The organism is Alteromonas sp. 38, assembly GCF_902506055.1.
Taxonomy (GTDB): domain Bacteria; phylum Pseudomonadota; class Gammaproteobacteria; order Enterobacterales; family Alteromonadaceae; genus Alteromonas; species Alteromonas lipotrueae.
This window is the reverse complement of record NZ_LR733300.1, coordinates 2,545,380-2,565,778: the sequence shown is the minus strand read 5'-3', so window position 1 is coordinate 2,565,778 and position 20,399 is coordinate 2,545,380. Positions and strand designations below refer to the sequence as shown.

21 protein-coding genes are annotated in these 20,399 nt (G+C 44.3%); 8 read left to right on the top strand and 13 right to left on the bottom strand.

The genetic code is table 11. The annotated features are described in order from the left end of the window. Positions 1-11: 11 nt before the first annotated feature. Genes trpA through FLAVO9R_RS11065 form a run of 6 tightly spaced genes read right to left on the bottom strand, consistent with a single transcriptional unit; the run spans position 12 to position 6,707 of the window. Positions 12-821 carry a tryptophan synthase subunit alpha gene (trpA, locus tag FLAVO9R_RS11090; RefSeq protein ID WP_159531289.1) on the bottom strand — a complete coding sequence of 270 codons (810 nt, stop codon included), beginning with the start codon at positions 819-821 and terminating at the stop codon, positions 12-14. Next, a complete protein-coding gene (gene trpB / locus FLAVO9R_RS11085; protein WP_159531287.1) occupies positions 821-2,002 on the bottom strand; it encodes a tryptophan synthase subunit beta in 1,182 nt (393 codons plus the stop codon). Before trpB ends, trpA begins: the two co-directional genes overlap by 1 nt. Positions 2,003-2,017: 15 nt before the next feature. After that, positions 2,018-3,415, bottom strand: a complete 1,398-nt coding sequence (gene trpCF / locus FLAVO9R_RS11080) for a bifunctional indole-3-glycerol-phosphate synthase TrpC/phosphoribosylanthranilate isomerase TrpF (protein ID WP_159531285.1) — start codon at positions 3,413-3,415, stop codon at positions 2,018-2,020. After that, positions 3,408-4,439: an anthranilate phosphoribosyltransferase gene (trpD, locus tag FLAVO9R_RS11075; RefSeq protein ID WP_159531283.1), complete on the bottom strand. Its 1,032-nt coding sequence runs from the start codon at positions 4,437-4,439 to the stop codon at positions 3,408-3,410. Before trpD ends, trpCF begins: the two co-directional genes overlap by 8 nt. A 4-nt stretch (positions 4,440-4,443) precedes the next feature. Continuing rightward, positions 4,444-5,073: an aminodeoxychorismate/anthranilate synthase component II gene (locus FLAVO9R_RS11070; RefSeq protein WP_373996595.1), complete on the bottom strand. Its 630-nt coding sequence runs from the start codon at positions 5,071-5,073 to the stop codon at positions 4,444-4,446. Next, the gene (locus FLAVO9R_RS11065; protein WP_159531281.1) at positions 5,070-6,707 is read right to left on the bottom strand and encodes an anthranilate synthase component 1; all 1,638 of its coding nucleotides are present in this window, start codon (positions 6,705-6,707) and stop codon (positions 5,070-5,072) included. Before FLAVO9R_RS11065 ends, FLAVO9R_RS11070 begins: the two co-directional genes overlap by 4 nt. A gap of 284 nt (positions 6,708-6,991) precedes the next feature. On the opposite strand from FLAVO9R_RS11065, the gene FLAVO9R_RS11060 reads away from it, so the two are divergent. The 5 genes from FLAVO9R_RS11060 (at position 6,992) to rluB (ending at position 10,937) form a co-directional block, all read left to right on the top strand. Continuing rightward, positions 6,992-7,876, top strand: coding sequence for a PHP domain-containing protein (locus FLAVO9R_RS11060; protein ID WP_159531279.1), 885 nt, complete (start codon positions 6,992-6,994; stop codon positions 7,874-7,876). Between the two features lie 82 nt (positions 7,877-7,958). Further along, positions 7,959-8,579: an L-threonylcarbamoyladenylate synthase gene (locus FLAVO9R_RS11055; protein ID WP_013784779.1), complete on the top strand. Its 621-nt coding sequence runs from the start codon at positions 7,959-7,961 to the stop codon at positions 8,577-8,579. A 9-nt stretch (positions 8,580-8,588) separates the two neighbouring features. Beyond that, a complete protein-coding gene (locus FLAVO9R_RS11050; protein WP_159531277.1) occupies positions 8,589-9,401 on the top strand; it encodes a segregation and condensation protein A in 813 nt (270 codons plus the stop codon). Positions 9,402-9,403: 2 nt separating this feature from the next. Next, positions 9,404-10,048, top strand: a complete 645-nt coding sequence (gene scpB, locus FLAVO9R_RS11045; protein ID WP_159531275.1) for an SMC-Scp complex subunit ScpB — start codon at positions 9,404-9,406, stop codon at positions 10,046-10,048. Beyond that, positions 10,041-10,937 carry a 23S rRNA pseudouridine(2605) synthase RluB gene (rluB, locus tag FLAVO9R_RS11040; RefSeq protein ID WP_013784776.1) on the top strand — a complete coding sequence of 299 codons (897 nt, stop codon included), beginning with the start codon at positions 10,041-10,043 and terminating at the stop codon, positions 10,935-10,937. The genes scpB and rluB overlap by 8 nt, the downstream gene beginning before the upstream one ends. A gap of 147 nt (positions 10,938-11,084) precedes the next feature. Here rluB and FLAVO9R_RS11035 read toward each other — a convergent pair whose 3' ends face one another. Continuing rightward, the gene (locus tag FLAVO9R_RS11035; RefSeq protein ID WP_159531273.1) at positions 11,085-11,843 is read right to left on the bottom strand and encodes a hypothetical protein; all 759 of its coding nucleotides are present in this window, start codon (positions 11,841-11,843) and stop codon (positions 11,085-11,087) included. A 224-nt stretch (positions 11,844-12,067) separates the two neighbouring features. Here FLAVO9R_RS11035 and dkgB point away from each other — a divergent pair, with 224 nt between their 5' ends. Further along, the gene (gene dkgB, locus FLAVO9R_RS11030; RefSeq protein ID WP_159531271.1) at positions 12,068-12,871 is read left to right on the top strand and encodes a 2,5-didehydrogluconate reductase DkgB; all 804 of its coding nucleotides are present in this window, start codon (positions 12,068-12,070) and stop codon (positions 12,869-12,871) included. A gap of 74 nt (positions 12,872-12,945) precedes the next feature. Here the strand turns inward: dkgB and FLAVO9R_RS11025 are convergent, their stop codons facing one another. Together FLAVO9R_RS11025 and FLAVO9R_RS11020 are read right to left on the bottom strand one after the other, a co-directional pair. Then, complete coding sequence (locus FLAVO9R_RS11025; RefSeq protein ID WP_159531269.1) at positions 12,946-13,509, bottom strand: sugar O-acetyltransferase; 564 nt, start codon at positions 13,507-13,509, stop codon at positions 12,946-12,948. A gap of 31 nt (positions 13,510-13,540) precedes the next feature. Then, the gene (locus tag FLAVO9R_RS11020; RefSeq protein WP_159531267.1) at positions 13,541-14,212 is read right to left on the bottom strand and encodes a DUF4097 family beta strand repeat-containing protein; all 672 of its coding nucleotides are present in this window, start codon (positions 14,210-14,212) and stop codon (positions 13,541-13,543) included. Positions 14,213-14,602: 390 nt separating this feature from the next. On the opposite strand from FLAVO9R_RS11020, the gene arsC reads away from it, so the two are divergent. Further along, the gene (gene arsC, locus FLAVO9R_RS11015) at positions 14,603-15,019 is read left to right on the top strand and encodes an arsenate reductase (glutaredoxin) (RefSeq protein ID WP_159531265.1); all 417 of its coding nucleotides are present in this window, start codon (positions 14,603-14,605) and stop codon (positions 15,017-15,019) included. A gap of 3 nt (positions 15,020-15,022) precedes the next feature. Continuing rightward, positions 15,023-16,318 carry a DUF445 domain-containing protein gene (locus FLAVO9R_RS11010; protein WP_159531263.1) on the top strand — a complete coding sequence of 432 codons (1,296 nt, stop codon included), beginning with the start codon at positions 15,023-15,025 and terminating at the stop codon, positions 16,316-16,318. An 87-nt stretch (positions 16,319-16,405) separates the two neighbouring features. Here FLAVO9R_RS11010 and tmpT read toward each other — a convergent pair whose 3' ends face one another. The 4 genes from tmpT to nadK form a co-directional block, all read right to left on the bottom strand. Then, positions 16,406-17,047, bottom strand: a complete 642-nt coding sequence (tmpT, locus tag FLAVO9R_RS11005) for a thiopurine S-methyltransferase (RefSeq protein ID WP_159531261.1) — start codon at positions 17,045-17,047, stop codon at positions 16,406-16,408. Between the two features lie 149 nt (positions 17,048-17,196). Further along, positions 17,197-17,553, bottom strand: a complete 357-nt coding sequence (locus tag FLAVO9R_RS11000; RefSeq protein WP_057792766.1) for an outer membrane protein assembly factor BamE — start codon at positions 17,551-17,553, stop codon at positions 17,197-17,199. A 119-nt stretch (positions 17,554-17,672) separates the two neighbouring features. After that, positions 17,673-19,358 (bottom strand): DNA repair protein RecN, encoded by a 1,686-nt coding sequence (gene recN / locus FLAVO9R_RS10995; protein WP_159531259.1) that lies wholly within the window; start codon positions 19,356-19,358, stop codon positions 17,673-17,675. Positions 19,359-19,454: 96 nt separating this feature from the next. Beyond that, positions 19,455-20,330 carry an NAD(+) kinase gene (gene nadK / locus FLAVO9R_RS10990; protein ID WP_013784764.1) on the bottom strand — a complete coding sequence of 292 codons (876 nt, stop codon included), beginning with the start codon at positions 20,328-20,330 and terminating at the stop codon, positions 19,455-19,457. Positions 20,331-20,399: the final 69 nt, after the last annotated feature.

The window sequence follows — 20,399 nt, the reverse complement described above, 5'->3', positions numbered from 1 at the left end:
ATAATGACTCCTTAACCCTTAGCAGTGGCGGCTTTCATAGACTGCACAAACTCACCCAATGCACTTAGCATAGCATCGTTGTCATCTAGGTTTGCTGCAATCAAGTTCACTGTAGCTGAACCTGAAATAGCGCCCGCTGCACCAGCATCAATGGCCGACTTTACTTGTGCTGGCGTAGAAATACCAAACCCAAGTAGTGGAGGTGCACATTTGTGTGCCGTTAGTCTCGCAATCAACTCAGCGGCAGGAATTTCTACAGCAGTTTCAGCGCCAGTTACCCCAGCTCTACCTAATAGGTAGGTATAGCCTTTCGAGTACTCACCAATTTTTTCCATGGTTTCATCGGTCGCATTCGGCGGAGCAATCAAAATTTGTGATATTCCATTAGCATCAGCCGCTTTTTGGAATGGTGCAGCTTCGCGAATAGGTACATCAGCAACTAAAATAGAATCTACACCTGCATCACTGGCCTTTTTATAAAAGCCATCGATAGACTGTGCCATCACTAGGTTGCTGTATAGAAGTAAACCAATAGGCACTTGTGGGTACTTACTACGCACGCGAGTGAGTAATTCAAAACATTTAGCTACTGTAACGTTGCTTTTGTGCGCACGAATACTCGCCGCTTGAATGGTAGGGCCATCGGCGATGGGATCTGAATAGGGAATACCAAGCTCTAGTGCATCAGCACCACTTTCAACCAATTGGCAAATTATCGCTTCAGATTGCGCTAAATCAGGGTCGCCTATCATCACGAAGGGAACAAAAGCGCCTTCATTTTTTGCGTCTAGGCGCGCAAACATTTCTGCATATCTTTCCATTACAGTTTGTCCCCTAAAATTTTGGTTACATGTGCTAAATCTTTATCGCCACGGCCAGATAAATTCACCACAATAATGGTTTCTTCTTCTGCTTCGTCGGCCATATTTAATGCGTGTGCTAGGGCGTGTGAAGACTCAAGCGCGGGAATAATACCTTCTTTGCGTGCAAGCAATTGGAACGCGTTAAGGGCTTCTTCATCGGTAGCGGCAACGTACTCAGCACGGCCAGTTTCGGCTAAATAAGCATGTTGAGGGCCAACCGCTGGGTAATCTAGTCCGGCAGAAACTGAATAGCTCTCTTCAATTTGGCCTTCGTGGTCTTGCATAATGAAGGTATAAGCGCCGTGCAGTATACCTTTAGTGCCCGTCACAATAGTGGCGCCGTGCTCTTTGGTGTGCACTCCTTTACCCGCAGGTTCAACACCTACAAGGCGTACAGAAGGTTCGTCGATGAAATCAGCAAACATACCAATAGCATTAGAACCACCACCTACACAGGCAACAACCGCATCTGGTAAACGGCCTTCTTTTTCTAGAATTTGTGCACGTGTTTCTTCGCCAATCATACGGTGGTATTCACGTACAATAGTCGGGAATGGGTGAGGGCCCGCAGCCGTACCTAACAGGTAATGTGCGGTATCGTAATTAGCAGACCAGTCACGCATAGCTTCGTTTACCGCATCTTTAAGTGTGCCAGAGCCAGCATTTACTGGAATAACTTCTGCGCCCATTAGCTTCATTCGAAAAACGTTAGGCGCTTGACGCTCAACATCTTTTGCCCCCATATAAATACGGGCTTTTAAGCCTAATAATGCGCATGCTAACGCTGTAGCAACACCGTGTTGACCAGCCCCAGTTTCGGCAATAACTTCGGTTTTACCCATACGCTTGGTTAATAACGCCTGACCCAGAACTTGGTTTGTTTTGTGGGCACCTCCGTGAAGTAAGTCTTCACGTTTAAGGTATAATTTCACTTTAGGGTTGCTCACCAAGTTGCGGGTTAGCGTCATTGCTGTTGGGCGGCCTGCGTAATCTTTTAATAACCCCAAAAACTCTTCGTTGAAGCTAGGATCATCTTTCGCATCTAGAAACGCTTTTTCTAGTTGGTCCAGTGCAGGAATAAGTAGTTCTGGCACATACATGCCACCGAACTCTCCAAATTTTGTATCTAATTGATTCATGCGTTGTCCTAAGTGTTAATAGCGGCGACAAATTGAAAATAGCTCGGCTAATTTTTCAGCCGACTTTTCGCCTGGGGCACTTTCTACCCCTGAATTTATGTCGATGGTTGCGCAGCCTACCTCAATGCCTTGAGCAATGTTGGCTGCGTTAATTCCACCGGCTAGAATAATTTTTTGCTTGTTGGCTATATTGTCTAACAATCGCCAATCGAAGCTTTCCCCTGTACCGCCTTTGGCATTACCTACTTGGCAATCAAGCAGTACATAATCGATATTTTCATCTTCTAATAACTGAGGTAACTGTTCAGGCAATGCGCCTTTCACGCCTTCGGCTTGCCATATTTCACAACGTGACGGCAAGGCGTCTTTCAGTTTTGTTCTATATGTTGCACCTTCGCTGCCGTGTAATTGAACGGCGGCTAGCGAAAGCGTTGCAGCTAACCTAGCAACATGGTCTATGTCATGATTCACAAACACGCCCACATAATCGCCTTCAACGGTTTCTACAATATCTTTTGCGACAGATTCGGCTACAAACCGAGGTGATTTTTCAGCGAAAATTAGCCCGCCCATGCTCGCGCCACTTCCAAAAGCAAGTTGTGCCTGTTCAACACTGGTTAACCCGCATACTTTTACCGAACCGTAAATTAAGCTTTGAACGGCGCGTTTCAAATTAGCTTGCGACATAAGTGCACTGCCTACCAAGAAGCCTTGGCAAAGCGGGCTTAAGCGCAATACGTCTTCATGGGTATAAATACCCGATTCTGAAATTACCACAAAGTCGTGTGTGGCACTTTCCAGCATAGGCACCAAGTGTTCTGTGGTGGCTAAATCGGTTGATAAGTCGCGCAGGTTACGGTTGTTAATACCAATGATGTTTGCTTCAAGAGCAATCGCGCGACGCATCTCTTCTTCGTTGCTTACCTCAGTAAGAATATCTAACGACAAGCTATTGGCTACGGTAGCGAGCTCGCGATACTGCGCATCGTCTAACACGCTTAGCATGAGCAATACGGCATCGGCATTATAATGGCGAGCCAAATAAACCTGATAAGTATCAATAAAGAAATCTTTGTTTAATACAGGTTGTGCTACACGTTCTGTAACGTAGGCCAAATATTCAAATTTACCTTGGAAATACTTCTCGTCAGTAAGCACTGAAATGCCCGCTGCATAGGGTGTGTATGCAGCTAAAATTTCGTCTAGGTCGAAATGTTCACGAATAAGCCCTTTTGAGGGCGAGGCTTTTTTACACTCAAAAATAAAGCCAGCATTCGGTTCATTCAATGCATCAAACAAGCTTTTGTTCGAAGGCACTAAATCTGCTTTAAAGCTTTCAAGTGGCAGAGCCGTTTTTCCAGCATCAACTTCAATGCGTTTATCGGCAACAATTTTTTCTAGCACATTAGGCATCAGAGCTGACCTCCTGACTGATTTTGGCAACTTGGTTTAATACCGCCAAAGGTTTTGCATCTTTCATTGCTTGCATGGCCATTTCGGTGCCGTCTTTAAATGAATCGGCGGTACCGGTAACTTTAAGTAGTGCGCCGCAGTTCATTGCAATGGCAGCGCGATGGGCTTCTTGGCCTTCACCGGCTAATGCGGCTTCAATGTATTTCTTGTTTTCTTCTGGCTCGCCGCCCTCAATCGCCGATAATGGGTATGAGGAAAGGCCAAAGTCTTCAGCGGTGACAGTTAACTTACGAATGTCACCATGCTCAAGATCGTAAATAATAGATTCACCATGCAGAGCAAGTTCATCTAAGCCATCGCCGTGAACAATCATGGCGCGATGTTGGCCAAGAAGCATAAGGGTTTTTGCGTAAGGTTCAAGCAGTTCAGGGGAGTAAACGCCGAACACACCATGTGTTGGGCCCGCTGGATTGGCAAGTGGCCCTAGTATGTTAAATAAGGTTCTGGTCTTCAGGGCAGCACGGACGGGGGCTGCGAAACGCATGCCTGCGTGATATACCGGCGCAAAAAGAAATGTGAAATTTGCTTCATCTAAGCATTTTCTCGACAATTCCGGTGTAATTTCTAAGTTTAAACCGAATTGTTTGAACAGATCAGCCGAGCCAGACTTGCTAGATACGCTTCTGTTGCCATGTTTGGCCACTTTCACACCACATGCTGCTGCCACCACCCCTGCGGCGCTCGAAATGTTAATGGTGTTATGACCATCGCCACCTGTGCCTACAATGTCGGCAAACGGGTAAGTGGGTGCAGGAAACGGCTTGGCGTTCGCAACCATGGCACTGGCTGCTCCGGCAATTTCACCCGGAGATTCATGCTTAATCTTTAGCGCTGTGAGAACCGCTGCAATAACGGCTTCGCTTTGCTCACCGTGCATAATACTGTTGAACAACGTGTAAGCTTCGGTTTGAGACAGCGCCGTTTGTTTGATGAGTTTTTCAAGTAATGGAGTAGCGTCAAACATGGCTTTATCCTTGTTGCGTTAAATAGTCGATGCTTTGCTTCAGCAGCACACTGCCTTGAGCCGTTAATATCGACTCAGGGTGAAATTGAAAGCCCAACATTTTATCAGTATTGTTAAACACGGCCATGACGGTTTCAGTTCCATCATCGTTAACACAAGACGCACAGGGCTCAAGGGCGTCAGGTAGTGTTTGTGCGGCTAACGAATGATAACGTGCTACATGTAATGGCTGTGGCAGGTCTGTAAACATGTCTTTTTCTGAATGGGTAATAGCAGAACTTTTACCATGCATAACTTGCGTGGCGCGGCCGACAATACCGCCATAATATTCAACAATGGCTTGATGACCTAAACATATACCCAGTACTGGAAAAGTACCTGCTACTTTATCAAGTAAAGCCGGCATGCAGCCCGCTTCGCTTGGTGCGCCAGGGCCTGGCGACAGCATTAGCAGTACTGGGCTCTTGGTGGCTTGTTCTTGCATTTTTTCGAATAACATATCAGCGCACACTGTGTTGCGATATACGTTTATTTCTAAATCAAGCGCACGTAATTCATCTACCAAGTTATAGGTAAAAGAGTCGACGTTATCGAGTAAGAATAGGGTGGTTTTGTTGCTCATAGTCATACTCATGCTTGTGTCTCCGCTTCCGCTTTGAGTGCTGCGGTAACCGCGCTAATAACCGCTTGCGCTTTTGCACGGGTTTCATCGGCTTCAGCTTGTGGAACAGAGTCGTAAACCACCCCAGCGCCTGCTTGAATGAAAGCACGGCCGTTTTTCACAAACGCCGAACGAATAACAATACAGGTATCCATGTCACCTTGTCCGTTTATATAGCCTACTGCGCCGCCATAGCTACCACGACGTTTTTGTTCTACTTCACGAATCAGCGTAGCGGCACTCACTTTTGGCGCACCCACTAAGGTGCCCATGTTCATACACGCTTGATAAGCATGTAGCGCATCTAAATCGTCACGAAGTTGGCCAACAACACGGGAAACAAGGTGCATAACATGAGAGTAGCGGTCTACTTTCAATAAGTCTTTAACAAAGCGGCTTCCCGGGCGGCTTACTTTCGCCACATCGTTTCGCGCTAAATCGACCAGCATAATGTGCTCAGACTTCTCTTTGTTATCTTCACGCAAGTTAAGTTCAATGCGACTGTCTAAGTCGTGATTAATCGTGCCATCAGGGCGTTTGCCGCGAGGACGGGTGCCGGCAATGGGGTAAATTTCAACTTGGTTGCTATCACTTTCATATTTGAGTGCAGACTCTGGTGAAGCACCAAAAATAGTAAAGGCTTCATCTTGCATAAAGAACATGTAAGGGCTGGGGTTTTGTTCTTTTAAATGGGCGTAAGCAAGAAGCGGAGAAGGGCAAGGCAGTGAGAATGTACGAGAAGGAACCACTTGGAAAATATCCCCTGCAAGAATGTGCTGTTTTAACTCAAGCACATTGCTACAGAATTCTTCATCACTTTTATCTACGTTTACCGAAATGTCTCCACCGATAACAGCGTCATCAATACCTGCGCCATCAATACCAGTGCCAGAAGTTAAAGTAGGTGTCTCGGGCATAGACTGCAATTGCTGATGCAATGATTCTAAGCGCTGGGATATTCCAAAATATTGCTGGGCTACGTCTTCGCCACTAAACACGCTGCCAATCAAGTGGGTTTCGCGAGTTTGGTGATCTACCGTAATAAGGGTTTCAGCCAAGTAAAAAACAAAATCTGGACAATCATTATCGCCATCTTCTACATGAGGAAGCGATTCAAATCCCGCTAGCATGTCATAGGCAAATACACCGCCTAAAAAAAGCGCGTGGGGATGTTGACGAATAGGCGTGATTTTTTTCACGATAATACGCAAGGTATCCATTACGCTGGCAGACTTTAAACGGCTATCTTCGTCTAACTGCGCATCAGCAGGTTCACATAACAAGGTGACCGATGTGTCGGTACTGTCAACGCATGTTACCCCATCAGGGCACTGAGATTTAAATATTGGCAACACGGAAGCGCCGTTTTCCGTAAGGGCTTTTACGTCAACACGGTTTCCAGTGCACTCTAGGCGTAAAGCCGCTTGTACCATTAATAAACTTTGTAAATCGTCTTTCGAATCGATTTCTGCCGACTCTAATAACAACGCATTAGGACGTTCGGCACAAATGTGTGCGAAGGCTGCAAGAGGGTCGTCGATGTAATGCCCAACCTGCTCAATTGTTTCGACTTTGCCTGGGGTTGTGCCCAGTTCCGCTAAACTCATTTTTGCCACTCTCCGACTGCAAAAAGATAAAAAAAAGGCCCGTAAATACGGGCCTTTTGTGTTTTATTCACGCACAAATGCGCACACCACCCGTTAATCGAGGGAGTGCCACCACCAAGAAGCAATAGTTGTTGCAGTTGTGATTGTCATTAATTGCATGAATAAACTCGTGTTTGGTTCAATCTTGTACGAACATCGATAGTTATCGAAGGCGTAAATCTGTATACTTGTGCGTATAGAAGAAAACAAATTCACCTTTGTGTCAACCAATTATTGAAAAGCCTTTGAAAATAGATCTCCACAGCCATACAAAATTCTCCGATGGGCACCTCACTGTAGAGGAGCTTATACTGCGTGCGCACACCATGCAGGTTGACGTACTAGCCATTACCGACCACGACACAGTGGCAGGATTAGAAACGGCGCATAACACGCAGGCGAAACAAAAACGGCCTTTAAAGATTATTGATGGTGTTGAAATTTCCACCAATTGGCATGGTTTCGATATTCACGTTGTGGGGTTAAATGTTGATAGAACCAACCCAACATTTCTAGCGCAACTTGAAGGTCAGGCTCATACTCGAAAAGTAAGAGCAGAAAAAATAGCGGAAAAGTTGGGCAAGTGCGGGTTTGAAGGGGTACTTCCTCGGGCCATTGCATTAGCCGGTGAAGGGCAGGTAACCCGCGCACATTTCGCGCGCGTGCTGGTGAATAACTATGGCGTTGGCACCATGAATGCAGCCTTTAAAAAGTATTTAGGCAAAGGCAAGCGAGCAGCGGTAAAAGCAGAGTGGCCAAGTGTTGAAACTGCCATCGAGTGGATTCACGGCGCGGGTGGACAAGCCGTACTTGCACACCCCGTTCATTACGATATGACCGCAAAATGGTTACGCCGATTGGTCGATTTATTTGCCCAAGCGGGCGGCGATGCAATTGAAACTGCGTTTCCTGGTATTAGCAAAGACAAGCAAGCGCTGGTGAATGAACTCGCCGCTAGCCATAATTTATTGGCCTCGGCAGGCTCAGATTTTCACTTTCCATCGCGATGGACAGAACTAGGTAAAAATTTGGGTATTAGCAGTAGCTTAACGCCTATTTGGCACGATTGGCCTGTGGTCGCAGGGGTTGCAGACGCTGTGAACCAATCTGCACCTAGTATTAACGATTAGCGGCTAGTGGTTCGCAGCGTGTTATTAGCTGCCTTCTTTCGCTAAACAATAGCCAAGCAATAGGCATGAACAGGACATTATCATGAGTCAGTTTTTCTATATTCATCCTGAAAACCCACAGCAACGTTTGTTGAACCAAGCTTGTGAGCTTATACGTGAAGGGGCGGTAGTGGTTTATCCTACCGACTCTGGTTATGCCATTGGTTGTCAGATGGAAGATAAAAAAGCCTTAGAGCAATTATGCCGCATTCGAGATATTGGCAAAGACCACAACTTCACCCTGATGTGCAGAGATATGTCTGAATTATCTATTTACGCAAAAGTGGATAATACGGCATTTAGACAAATTAAAAATAACACGCCAGGTTCGTACACGTTTGTACTAAAAGCCACCCGTGAAGTGCCTAAGCGTCTGCAAAATCCAAAGCGTAAGACCATTGGAATTCGTGTGCCCGATAACGCCATTGCATTAGCGCTACTTGAAACCTTAGGCGAGCCGCTAATGTCTACCTCACTTATTTTGCCAGGCAATACCATGGCAGAATCAGACCCTGACGTTATTCGCGATAATTTAGAAAAGCAGGTGGGGGTGATTATTCACGGCGGGTATTTAGGTGAGCAACCTACCACCGTAATTGATTTATCTGAAGATACCCCTGTCATCATGCGCCGTGGTACCGGCGACCCTGCTCCGTTTGAATAGTATATTCAGATGAGCAGTGAGCAATCGCCCATTCAGCAGCCGCTTCCGCTCGCATTTGTTCATGGTGAGGCGTTAATAGAAAAGCCTGAAGACTTATTTATACCGCCTGATGCGCTAGAAGTTATTTTAGAAACGTTTGAAGGGCCGCTCGACCTTCTGCTGTACCTAATACGAAAACAAAAATTCGATATTATTACCTTGCCGGTGGCGACAATCACTAAGCAATACATGGAATATGTTGATGCCATGATGTCGTTAAAGCTAGAACTAGCGGCTGAATACCTGTTGATGGCCGCTATTTTAGCCGAAATAAAATCACGGTTATTGCTACCTAAACGTAGCAGCGATAGCGAAGAGGAAGAAGATCCACGCGCTGAACTTATTAGGCGGCTAAAAGAATATGAACTCGTGAAACAAGCCGCTGAAGATTTGGATGTTCAACCTCGTTTAGAACGTGACATATTCGATACTCATGTACTGACAGCTGAGAGTGTTGCGCCAGTGCGAATTGAACCAGAGATAAGCCTAGCGGAAATTGTACTTGCGTTTAGTGGAGCAATGAAACGGGCAGCTGCCTTTGAACACCATACTATTGCCCGTGAAGCCCTAAGTACGCGTGAGCGTATGTCGATGATACTCAGTTTGTTAAATGCCAGTGAATTTACGCCACTTGAAGGGTTATTCACGGTGGAAGAGGGGCGCGCTGGTGTGGTGGTCTGCTTCCTAGCCATTTTAGAGTTGGTAAAAGAACAACTGATTTTTTGCATTCAGGCAGGTCCTTACGCTCGAATTCATGTAAAATTAGGCAGCAGCGTTGAGTAATAATGAAAAAAATTAAAACAGCTCAATTAAAACAACTGGTTGAAGCCGCCATATTCGTCGCCGATGCCCCTGTGTCTATTCAGCAATTAAGAGACACGGTGCTAAGTGACTTCGCGGTAGCAGAGAGAACCTTAAAAGCAGTTATTAATGAGCTAACCCTAGATTATCAACCTAGGGGTATACAATTAGTTAAAGTAGCCAGTGGCTACCGATTTCAATCTGTGGATGCGTTAAGTCCATGGTTGAGCAAACTATGGCAGGAAACTGCCCCAAAGTATTCCCGTGCTATGTTGGAAACTTTGGCACTTATTGCCTATCGTCAACCTATTACTCGCGGAGAAATTGAGCAAGTAAGAGGCGTAGCGGTAAGCAGTAGTATAATGAAGACACTCACAGAACGAGAATGGGTAAAAGTTGTGGGGCATAAAGAAGTGCCAGGTAGGCCAGCATTGTATGCCACCACCCATACTTTTTTAGATTACTTTTCGCTTTCATCATTATCGGAGCTTCCAAATTCCGATGCCTTTGATGAAATGGCAAAGAGTATTGATTCCACCTCGTCGCTTAAGGTGTTAAATGAGGCACCGTCTGAGGTAACAGACCGTGCGACCGAAAACAAGCAAATAAAGAGTGATACAAATGACTGAAAAGTTGCAAAAAGTACTAGCTAACCAAGGGCTAGGCTCGCGACGAGAAATGGAACGTTGGATAGAGCAAGGCCGCGTTTCTGTGAATGGTACATTGGCAACATTGGGCGACCGTGTTGACGAAACAGGGCAGATTCGTGTTGATGGGCATTTGTTGTCTCGTCAAACTGAACAGCCAGTATGCCGGGTTTTAATGTATAACAAGCCCGAGGGCGAGTTATGTAGCCGCCACGATCCTGAAGGGCGTGATACGGTGTTTGACCGTTTACCTGCTATTCGTATGGGCCGCTGGATTGCGGTAGGGCGTTTAGATATGAACACGAGCGGCCTATTGTTGTTTACCAACGATGGTGAGCTTGCAAACCGGTTGATGCACCCTAAGTGTGAAGTAGAGCGGGAATATGCTGTTCGTGTATTTGGTGATGTAACACATCAAACGTTAAATACCTTGAAAAAAGGTGTTCAACTTGAAGATGGCGAAGCTAAGTTTTTAAGTATCTCGGGTAAAGTCGCTCCTCCAGGCTCAGAAGAAGAAAGCATGAACCGTTGGTTCAACGTTACGCTTAAAGAAGGACGTAACCGAGAAGTACGTCGTTTGTGGGAATCACAGGGTGTACAGGTAAGCCGATTAATCCGTGTTAAATACGGTCCAATGGACTTACAAAAGCGTTTACCTCAGGGAGCTTGGGTAGAGCTGGGTTTAGAAGACGTAAACTCACTACGGGACATTGTGCAATTACCTGAAGAAACGCAAACTATGGTGGATGTACGCCAAGGCAAATTAGATCATGCACGTTTAAGCCGTATGCGTCGCTCTGTGAAAAAACACAAGGTACGTAAAGAGAATGGCGGTGTTAAAAAGCGGGTAGCGAGAACGCCTAAGCGTTAATAACAGTGTGAAATAGTAGATTAGAAAAAGCGGGCATTGCCCGTTTTTTTTTGCAGAATTATTTTTCGTGCACAGCTATGCCATGCAAATATTGGGGCTGTGCGATGTTGAGCATGTATGCGCTTCTAAAGCCTACACCTAAAATAATTAGTCGCAATTAGTCCCAGCAGCAATACCATATTCACGCGCTTTAGCATTTATTGATTCGCGGTTTTCAACAACATAGCGATTAAGTTTAGTGAGCACTTCTGGTTGAGACTGAGTAGAGATACGATACTTTACCCCATTAGCAGGAACATTTTTTGCGATCGCCACTAAATCTTCAGGCAAGCCCTGCGATACCAATTCACTTTTAATCGTCGCAATATTTAAATCAATAGCATCCACTAACCCTTTCAAAAGCATGCGAGTAAGAATACGAACCGAACGCTCATTGGCGATAGTCAGCGTGCCGTCTGAACGCTTTTCTTGCCATTTTTCGGCAGGGGTAAAGCCGTTTAATAAACCGAGCCGAGTAACTTCATCCATTGGCATGTCACTGTTTTCGGCGAGCACAACCGAGGTATCGCATACGGTAATTAGCGCTTCACCGTAAATCAGGCCTGGGGTACCACTTTGGGTCCACCTAGGGTTATCAGGTAAGCGAAAATCAATGGCATTGTCTTCGAACCAGTGATTGAAGCGTTGTAAGGGAAGGGGGATGAACTCAAAAGAAATATGATGTACATCACCAAAATCCGCCATGATGTCGCTTAATAACCCGCGATGTGGCGTAGTGGTAAAGTCCATCACAGGGAAGTAATTCATGGCTTCAACACCGACTCGTAGGTGCTTAACATTAGAGGCTGTAGCTAAGTCACTGACAGGGATGCAGAAAATTATCAGCAGGAAAAAACGGTTAAACATTAGGGCTTCACGGCATGTGTTTCATGGCGGGCAGGATACTTTTTCACAGATCCATTTTCCACTTTTATATCCTTTTCGATGCAGATGGGCGAATTGTTGTGTCAATGCCGACGGCCTTGAAATGTAGATTAACTTTTTTCAATGAATTCGATCTCCCCGAGGTTTGAGTGCGTAGGAACAACACATCAATGATTTGATAAACGTGCACAAAAAAGGAGACTGATATGAAAGATATGCCTCAGTTAGGAATGGGAACATTCCGTTTGGAAGGTGATACTGCACTCAATGCCGTAACCGATGCACTTGATGTAGGTTTTAGGCATGTAGATACCGCACAAATATACAAAAATGAGGAGCTCGTTGGCGATGCGATTAAAACCAGCGGCATTACACGCTCCGATTTATTCATTACCACCAAGGTGTGGTACGAGTCTTTAAGTGAAGATAAGTTTATTCCTAGTGTTCACGAGAGCTTGTCGAAGCTAAAAGTTGAGTATGTTGATTTACTGCTTATTCACTGGCCTTACCCAGGTAATGACATTTCTTTAGAAGATTACTTGATGCGCTTGAAACAAGCTAAAGAGCTTGGTCTTACGCGCCATATAGGGGTGTCTAACTTCACAATAGATCAGATTAAACAGGCTGAGAAAATCCTAGGTAAGGGAGAGATTTACACCAACCAAATAGAGCTGCACCCGTTTATGCAGAACCGTCAAGTTGTACAAGCCTGTGAAGAGCGCGGTATCGGCGTAACGGCTTATATGCCATTTGCCGTCGGTGATGTAATGAAGGATGACACATTAAACGCTATAGCCGATGCGCATGACTCCAGTCCTGCTCAGGTGGTATTGGCATGGTTAGATAAAAAAGGGATTAACACCATTCCTTCTTCAACCAGCAAAGAGCACTTGGCGCAAAACTTCTCTTACACTGATATCTCACTCACAGATGATGATATTACCCGCATCGATGAGCTAGATAACGGTGAGCGCATCGTTAATCCAGACTTTGCGCCTAACTGGGATTAAACGTTAGAGGAATTAAACGTTAGAGAGGTTGACGCTAAGCTGGATTAATCGGTATCTAGGTTAAATAGGTATTGTTAATTTTTAGCGTCAAGATGCTTGATAATTTTGGCTGGATTACCGCCAATAACAACGTTGTCACCAAAGCTTTTGGTGACAACGGCCCCTGAAGCTACCACCACATTATTGCCTAAGGTAACACCTGGATTTATTACCGCCATACCGCCAATCCAACAATTGTGACCGAGAGTAATTGGCTTTGCGAACTCGATACCGGTTTGTCTAGATGTTGGATCGATAGGGTGTGTGGCAGTATAAATACCTACTTGCGGTGCAATCATACAATTGTCACCAATAGTGACTTTAGCGGCATCCAATATGACGCAATTAAAATTAGCGTAAAAGTTTTCACCCACATGGATGTTTTCGCCATAGTCACACTTGAAAGACGACTCTATGTATAGGCGTTTGCCCGTAGTGCCAAAAAGCGCCTTTAATTGACGAGTGCGGGCTTTGTGTTCTGTTTGACAGGTAGCATTAAGCTCGTCCAATTTTATCCTGCAGGCCTTGCGTAATCCGGTTAACTCACGATCGCTAGGGTAGTAGAGTTCACCGGATAACATTTTCTGTTTTTCGTTCATGCCAATCTACATTTGGAATAATACCAAGACCTTACTTGCTAGATGAATAACTGACAATCACTTTTTCTTGTAGAGCGGCGTTAGCAATATCCATATTTACAGGGCGTTCAAGAATTATTGAGCCGCCGATAGAAACATCATCGTCGATGGTGAGCTTAGGTTTTGTGCTATTTCTTTCCAGCCAGCCTTCATCACGCATCTTATATATAATGTCGCCCTTAACTAAGGTATCGCCTTTAAGGGTGATGTCTCCATTCATACTTTCAATATTGTTCTCAACTACGCTGTCTACAATTTCAATATCACCATTAACCGTTTCTACGCTGCCTTGAATGGTACTTTGCTTCTCAATATTAATATCGCCGTTAACGGTTTCAATACTGTTAGTTACATGCAGATTCGATCCCGCATCAAGGTCGCCATTCACGATGTTGATGTCGTCAATGCGTACATGAGAACCTATCTCTACACCGCCGTTCACAACGCTAATATCTTCCGCTTGTGCATGATCTTCAATCGATACATTGCCATTGACCGAAGAAAGATCGCCTACCGAGCGATGTTCTGCTACATCTACACTACCAAACACGCTACTTATATCCTCTCCCTCTTGGGCACTGGCATTACCAACATGAATTACGCAGCCCGAAAGGATTGTTGTCGCTGCAAAGCATAAAGTGCTGGCAATAAGTGTTTTTTTCATCGTGAAGCCTTTTCAGTGTTGTTTAACGTTCTAAATTACTCATTAATGTATGTTTTTCTATCACAGAGCATGCCAAGATAAAAATAGTATAATTATCAATGTTTTAATAGTTTCCGTGTCATCTCTCAACCATAGTTTTTGATGACTTCACTAGATAATAGCGAAATACACCAATTGTTCGGCATTCAAGTTATTTCTATTTAAACAGCTGAGCGTTGTGAAAGGCTGTTAGTAAAAGCAGCTTTGGTAACTAATCAAAAACTATGAGAATTGGACACACACTCGAATATGTAGGACACACACTCAAATGATAATAAATATGAAATATCATATGTGTTAAGCTGTTATTATCTTAATTCAGTAAGTCACTTTTCCTACAAGGTCTAAATTATGATTGTTATTCACCATAACCCCGCCTGCGGCACATCTCGTAACGTGCTTAAAATTATTGAAGATGCTGGGTACTCGCCAATTGTTGTAGATTATTTGAACGAAGGTTGGACCCGTTCTCAGTTACTTGGTTTATTTGCAGCTGCGAACTTAACCCCTAGGCAAGCACTCAGGACAACAAAGTCACCGGCAGAAGAGTTAGGGTTACTGGATGAGTCTGTATCAGACGATGCTTTGCTTGATGCTATGTTGGTACACCCAGTTTTGGTAAATAGGCCTATAGTTTGCACAGAAAAAGGCGTAGGGCTTTGTCGGCCTAGTGAAAAAGTACTCGACTTGCTACCTTCATGGCCATCAGGCCCTTATTTTAAAGAAGATGGTGAGCAAATATTAAATGAACTTGGTAAAAGGATGTAATTTATGCACGACAAACATTCGCAGTTAAAGCGAGCGAAGCAAAATGCATTAATTTGCTTATTGATAGCCGCGGGTGTTTTCGTGATAGCCATTGTCACACAAGTGTATGTTCCCAGCTTGGCTAGTGCTAAATGGTTGGGGCTGATAAAAATGGCTAGTGAAGCTGCATTAGTCGGTGGGCTCGCCGACTGGTTTGCGGTAACAGCGCTTTTTAAACCGATACCTGCTCGGTATCCCATTCCTCATACCAATATTGTCGCGAGCAATAAAAGAGTGATAGCGCAAAACTTATCACTATTTGTTAAAGAAAAATTCTTTCATGCTAGTGCCATTGAAAGCTTAATTGCATCTAGTCAACCTGCCAAAGGGGCAGGGCGATGGTTGGAAGACCCTCAACATGCGAAAAAATTAAGCCGATTTTTATGTGATGCACTTGCCGGCATTCTTCGTTTAGTGGATGACAAGCCAGTTAAAGCCTTTATCGGTAAAACAGCTGAAAAAGGAATTAATCAACTCGACTTACAACAGCTTATAGCCACTGTGTTGAGCAGTATTACCCGAGAGCGGCATCATCAGCTTGTATTAGATAAGCTGCTAGGAAACGTTGCTAAATTGATGGGTGAGCCTGAAACGCAAGAATATATTGCTGCCACACTCATAGATTGGCTTAAAACAGAGCATAACCGTTTAGAAAAACTACTTCCTTCAACTTGGTTGAGTGAGCGGGGAGCACTTATTGCGGTAAAAGCGGTTTCTCGCGTACTTGATGACGTGTACGCCGATGATAATCACCCTTTGAAACATGCGTTTGACGAGCAGGTAAATGACTTTTTACACGAAGTGCAAACCAGTGACTCGATGGCTCAACGTATCAACAATTATAAAGCGCAACTGGTTCATGCTCCCGCCCTTAAAGCGTTTTTAAATAAAAGCTGGGTAGCGTTACATAGCCGAATGCTTGAATCGTTAACGGCTGAAAATGGTAAAGCAGAAACTAAAGTGATGCATTGGTTAAATGAATTAGGCCGTTCTTTAACCACCGATGAGCGCTTATCGAGCGCATTCGACCGGCATATTGGTGAAGCTGGAAAGTACATGGCACCAGAGTTGGCAGACTTTTTAACCAAGCATATTGAAGACACCATAAATAGTTGGGATGAAAATGAGATGGCTGAGCAAATTGAGCTAAATATTGGGCGCGATCTTCAGAAGGTACGAATTAACGGCACCTTGGTGGGAGGCTTAATTGGCGCATTGTTATTTGGTCTAGAGCAAGTTATCGCACTTACGTCGCAATAGAGAATGTTGGGTTATGCGATGTTTTAGACAATAATTGAAGAGGGAGCACGTTCTAAAGCCTGTGCTACTGCGCTTTAAACTTACTATTTATGCTTCAGGCTTTAGATTGAAGACTAGTGAGTCTGCCGCTACTTTACCCTTAAGGCCACCTTCCAGCGGTTCACGTTCAAGCAGAGTAATAGAATAACTAGCGTTGTATAGCCGAGCTACTTCTGTTTCGTCAACGCAAAATGGAGGGCCAGGAATGACGCTTTGGTCATAATCGAAGCTTATCAAAAGGATGGGGGCGCATTCGGTGATATCACAAATATGCGCTGCATATTTCTCGCGAAGCTCGGTAGGCAAAGCAACCAATGCAGCCCTGTCATAAATACCGGTTACGCCACCCAGTGTTTTGTTGGTTAGCTCAAAAATATCACCAACAAAAATACTTAGTGGTCCATTTTTAAAAAGCTTAAGGCTACCTACGGTTGTGATCTCTGGCTCAATATTCAGTTCGGTGAATAGCTGCGTAATTGCAATTTCACTTAATTCAGCACCTACCACTTCGCAGCCATTAGCAAGCAACCAATGAATATCCTTAGTTTTACCGCACAAGGGGACGAATACTCGCGGTGTGGTAGGAGATAATAAGGTATCAGCATATTTAACTAAAAGCGCATTGCCCTCAGGTTCATGGAAACCAATTTCATTTTTATGCCACTTACTGTGCCAAAAATCATGTTCCATCAATATATTCCTTAACGTGTGAGGGCTACAGACAAATCGAGGGGATAAACTTGTTTAAAGCAACTTGTGTAAACCTCTAACTAGCTAGGAGCAATCTGTTAATAAACAAACGCTCCTTCGCTATATCTGTTGGTACTTACTGTTGCTATTTAACTGTCTAGCGGCGTATTAAAATCTTCAGACAGTTCAAAGTCACCTTCTACAGACGTTACTTTGCCGTCTTCAAATGTAATAACCATTTGCTTTTGGAAATCTTCACCGCGTTTTTTCATGCCGCGTTTCATATCGTAAACGTAGTACCAGGTATCATCATCGAAAGAATCTTGTACTACTGGGTTACCAAGTACGTAGATAACCTGTTCTTTAGTCATGCCGATGCGTAGTTTAGAAACGTCTCGTTGATCGAGAAAGTTACCTTGAGGCACATCAATACGATAAATCCAGTTAGAACAAGCGCTTGATGTAAGGGTTAAACCTAAAATTATTAATAAATGTTGCAACTTCATGCGTAAATCAGTCCAGTATTGCTTTTTCTTCGTTACCCAACAGCATACAAGCGGGTGGGGTGCGTTAATGTAAGCACGAAGGCATGCTACATCGACAAGTATGACCAATCAACTGCATTTTAGTTCGATTGCGCGCTTTTCAACAACTCTTTTGCGTTAGCAAGGGCCGACTTGGTTACTTTGTCGCCAGCTAACAAGCGTGCTAATTCATCCACTCTATCTTGTTTCGTTAACGCCAACATTTGTGTTTCAGTACTTTCACCGTCGGTAAGCTTAGTTACAAAGAGTTGGTTATGCGCTTGAGCAGCAACCTGAGGTAAATGGGTAACGCACATGACTTGTACCTGTTTGCCTAAACGGCGAAGCAACCCACCCACAATCGACGCGGTAGGCCCGCTAATGCCCGTATCTACTTCATCAAAAATCATAGTAGGCGTCGCATGGTTATCGCTGGCAATAACTTGAATGGCTAAGCCAATTCTTGAAAGTTCACCACCAGATACGACTTTATCTAGTTTGTCAGCTGCTTGGCCGGGGTTAGTAGAAACTTTAATTTCTACCGAGTCTTGGCCTAAAGCTGATGGCTTTTTAAACTCATCGTAATTGACTTCAATGGCTACCTTAGCGTGAGGCATGTTCATTTGATGAATTTGTGTTTCAATTTCACTAGCCAAATAATTTGCAGCTTTTGATCTACATTCAGACAATACTTTCGTTTCACTTAGATATTGGGCTTTAAGTACATCTACTTCATCTTCTAGTGTGGTCAATAAAGACTCTTGATCGCCTAACGACGCAAATTCGCTGGCTAGGGATTGGTGGTGCGCAAACAATTCTTCAGGCATAACGCTGTGCTTACGGGCTAATTCCATCGCTTTAGCGTACCGAGCTTCTACCTGCTGTAAACGAAGAGGGTCTATTTCTAGGTCATCGCAATAGTGGCGCAATTCCCCAGCCGCTTCTTCAACCTGAATGGCCGCTTCGTTTAACAACACAAGAATAGGGCTTAAACTGGCATCGTGAGATTCAAGTTCGCCCAAACGGTCTATGCTATTTTGTAATATAGACAGTGCGTTGCCTTCGTCACTTTCGTACAAGTGATAAAAACTAGTTTGTGCTTGCTCTAGCAAACTTTGCCCATTGCTTAAACGCTTATGTTCAGTTTCGAGCTCTGAAAACTCACCGTCTTCTAAGGCAAATTCGTCTAGCTCTCTAACTTGATAAGTAAGCAATTGCAATCTGTCTTCACGCTGCTGAGCTTGTGCTTGTAGCTCGCTAAGCATTTTTTGCTTTTCACGCCATAAGGCAAAGTGTTGTTTTACATTTGAAAGGCTGTCTTTATGGTTGCCCACAGTATCAACAAGCTGGCGTTGATAATCTTCTTTCAAAAGTTGAAGGTGAGTATTCTGACCATGTATAGCAAGCAAGTGTTGGCCTAAGCCTTTCAATTGCTGAAGTGACGCTGGAATACCGTTAATAAAGGCTTTGGAACGGCCTTCTTTCGATATAACTCTACGGATGAAACAGCTGTTTTCATCCTCGTCTGAGGTGAGTTCATGCTCATCGAGATAGCGCTTTGCATTCGCATTTGTGGCCAATGCAAAATGAGCAATAATTTCTGCTTTAGACGCGGTGCTTCTTACGGCGTTTGCATCAGCACGCTCGCCTAAGCACAAGCTTAAAGCATCAATGGCAATAGATTTACCGGCACCGGTTTCCCCTGTGATGGCAGTAAGCCCTTTTTCAAGATTAACTGACAGTTGCTTAACCACTGCAAAGTTACTAATAGAAAGATGCGCTAACATAACTATACTCGATGTTTATACAGTATGTGTAAATATATACAGTATTTTGCGCATGTAAAGAGGCGGGGTAAAATTAATTTACTTCTTTTGCTTTACTCAATAAAGCTTACTACCCCAGCCTAACTTTTTGCGTAACACATTGAAGTAGCTGTAACCCTTTGGATGCACTAAATAAAGTTTATCTTCACTTTTGTTGATGCGTATTTCATCGCCAGGAAGTACAGGAAGTACAATGTGGCTGTCGCAACTTATTTGCAGTGAGTCGCTGTTAACCTTCGATACTTTCATCGACACTTGGCTATCAGCGTCTACCACAATCGGTCTGCTGCTTAGTGTGTGGGGAAACATAGGCACGAGTGTAAGCGCATCAAGCTTAGGCATGATGATAGGTCCACCTGCCGACAGTGAGTAGGCGGTAGAGCCAGTAGGCGTCGCAACAATTAGCCCATCGGAGCGTTGGCTGAACACAAATTGGTCATCTATATAAATTTCAAATTCCATCATGTGCGCCACTTTTCCGTGGTGAAGCACCACTTCGTTCACCGCGGAATTGCTACTTTTTAGTTTTTCATGACGATATACGCCCACATCTAATAAAAAGCGTTTTTCAACTACGCATTCACCTTCAAAAATGAGATCAAGTTGCTGAACGATTTCATCGGGGTGAATATCGGTTAAAAAACCCAAGTTGCCTCGGTTTACGCCTACTACATGGATATCAAAGCGTGCCAATACTCTTGCTGCACCTAGCATACTGCCATCACCGCCTACTACTACGGCAAGGTCGGCTTCTTTACCAATGGTCACTAAGTTGCATGCTCGATGGTTATCACTTTCTAATTCTTTTGAGATGCTCTCTTCAACCAATAATTCACAGCCTTTTGCGGTGAGGTATTGGGCCAATAGATTTAAGCTGTCGTGCGTAGCAGCGTGTTGAGGTTTGCCAATTAAAGCAACGGTTTGATAGGGCATGTGGTGCTAATGTGTTTTCCTTACTGGTGTCAGGACATTAGCACAGATATTTTCCGAATGGAAAGCCTT

Excerpts from the sequence above, each read along its gene's own strand:
- trpA (WP_159531289.1), bottom strand. The coding sequence starts at position 821 with ATGGAAAGATATGCAGAAATGTTTGCGCGCCTAGACGCAAAAAATGAA.
- trpB (WP_159531287.1), bottom strand. The coding sequence starts at position 2,002 with ATGAATCAATTAGATACAAAATTTGGAGAGTTCGGTGGCATGTATGTG.
- trpCF (WP_159531285.1), bottom strand. The coding sequence starts at position 3,415 with ATGCCTAATGTGCTAGAAAAAATTGTTGCCGATAAACGCATTGAAGTT.
- trpD (WP_159531283.1), bottom strand. The coding sequence starts at position 4,439 with ATGTTTGACGCTACTCCATTACTTGAAAAACTCATCAAACAAACGGCG.
- FLAVO9R_RS11070 (WP_373996595.1), bottom strand. The coding sequence starts at position 5,073 with ATGAGTATGACTATGAGCAACAAAACCACCCTATTCTTACTCGATAAC.
- FLAVO9R_RS11065 (WP_159531281.1), bottom strand. The coding sequence starts at position 6,707 with ATGAGTTTAGCGGAACTGGGCACAACCCCAGGCAAAGTCGAAACAATT.
- FLAVO9R_RS11055 (WP_013784779.1), top strand. The coding sequence starts at position 7,959 with ATGAGTCAGTTTTTCTATATTCATCCTGAAAACCCACAGCAACGTTTG.
- FLAVO9R_RS11050 (WP_159531277.1), top strand. The coding sequence starts at position 8,589 with ATGAGCAGTGAGCAATCGCCCATTCAGCAGCCGCTTCCGCTCGCATTT.
- scpB (WP_159531275.1), top strand. The coding sequence starts at position 9,404 with ATGAAAAAAATTAAAACAGCTCAATTAAAACAACTGGTTGAAGCCGCC.
- rluB (WP_013784776.1), top strand. The coding sequence starts at position 10,041 with ATGACTGAAAAGTTGCAAAAAGTACTAGCTAACCAAGGGCTAGGCTCG.
- FLAVO9R_RS11035 (WP_159531273.1), bottom strand. The coding sequence starts at position 11,843 with ATGTTTAACCGTTTTTTCCTGCTGATAATTTTCTGCATCCCTGTCAGT.
- dkgB (WP_159531271.1), top strand. The coding sequence starts at position 12,068 with ATGAAAGATATGCCTCAGTTAGGAATGGGAACATTCCGTTTGGAAGGT.
- FLAVO9R_RS11025 (WP_159531269.1), bottom strand. The coding sequence starts at position 13,509 with ATGAACGAAAAACAGAAAATGTTATCCGGTGAACTCTACTACCCTAGC.
- FLAVO9R_RS11020 (WP_159531267.1), bottom strand. The coding sequence starts at position 14,212 with ATGAAAAAAACACTTATTGCCAGCACTTTATGCTTTGCAGCGACAACA.
- arsC (WP_159531265.1), top strand. The coding sequence starts at position 14,603 with ATGATTGTTATTCACCATAACCCCGCCTGCGGCACATCTCGTAACGTG.
- FLAVO9R_RS11010 (WP_159531263.1), top strand. The coding sequence starts at position 15,023 with ATGCACGACAAACATTCGCAGTTAAAGCGAGCGAAGCAAAATGCATTA.
- tmpT (WP_159531261.1), bottom strand. The coding sequence starts at position 17,047 with ATGGAACATGATTTTTGGCACAGTAAGTGGCATAAAAATGAAATTGGT.
- FLAVO9R_RS11000 (WP_057792766.1), bottom strand. The coding sequence starts at position 17,553 with ATGAAGTTGCAACATTTATTAATAATTTTAGGTTTAACCCTTACATCA.
- recN (WP_159531259.1), bottom strand. The coding sequence starts at position 19,358 with ATGTTAGCGCATCTTTCTATTAGTAACTTTGCAGTGGTTAAGCAACTG.
- nadK (WP_013784764.1), bottom strand. The coding sequence starts at position 20,330 with ATGCCCTATCAAACCGTTGCTTTAATTGGCAAACCTCAACACGCTGCT.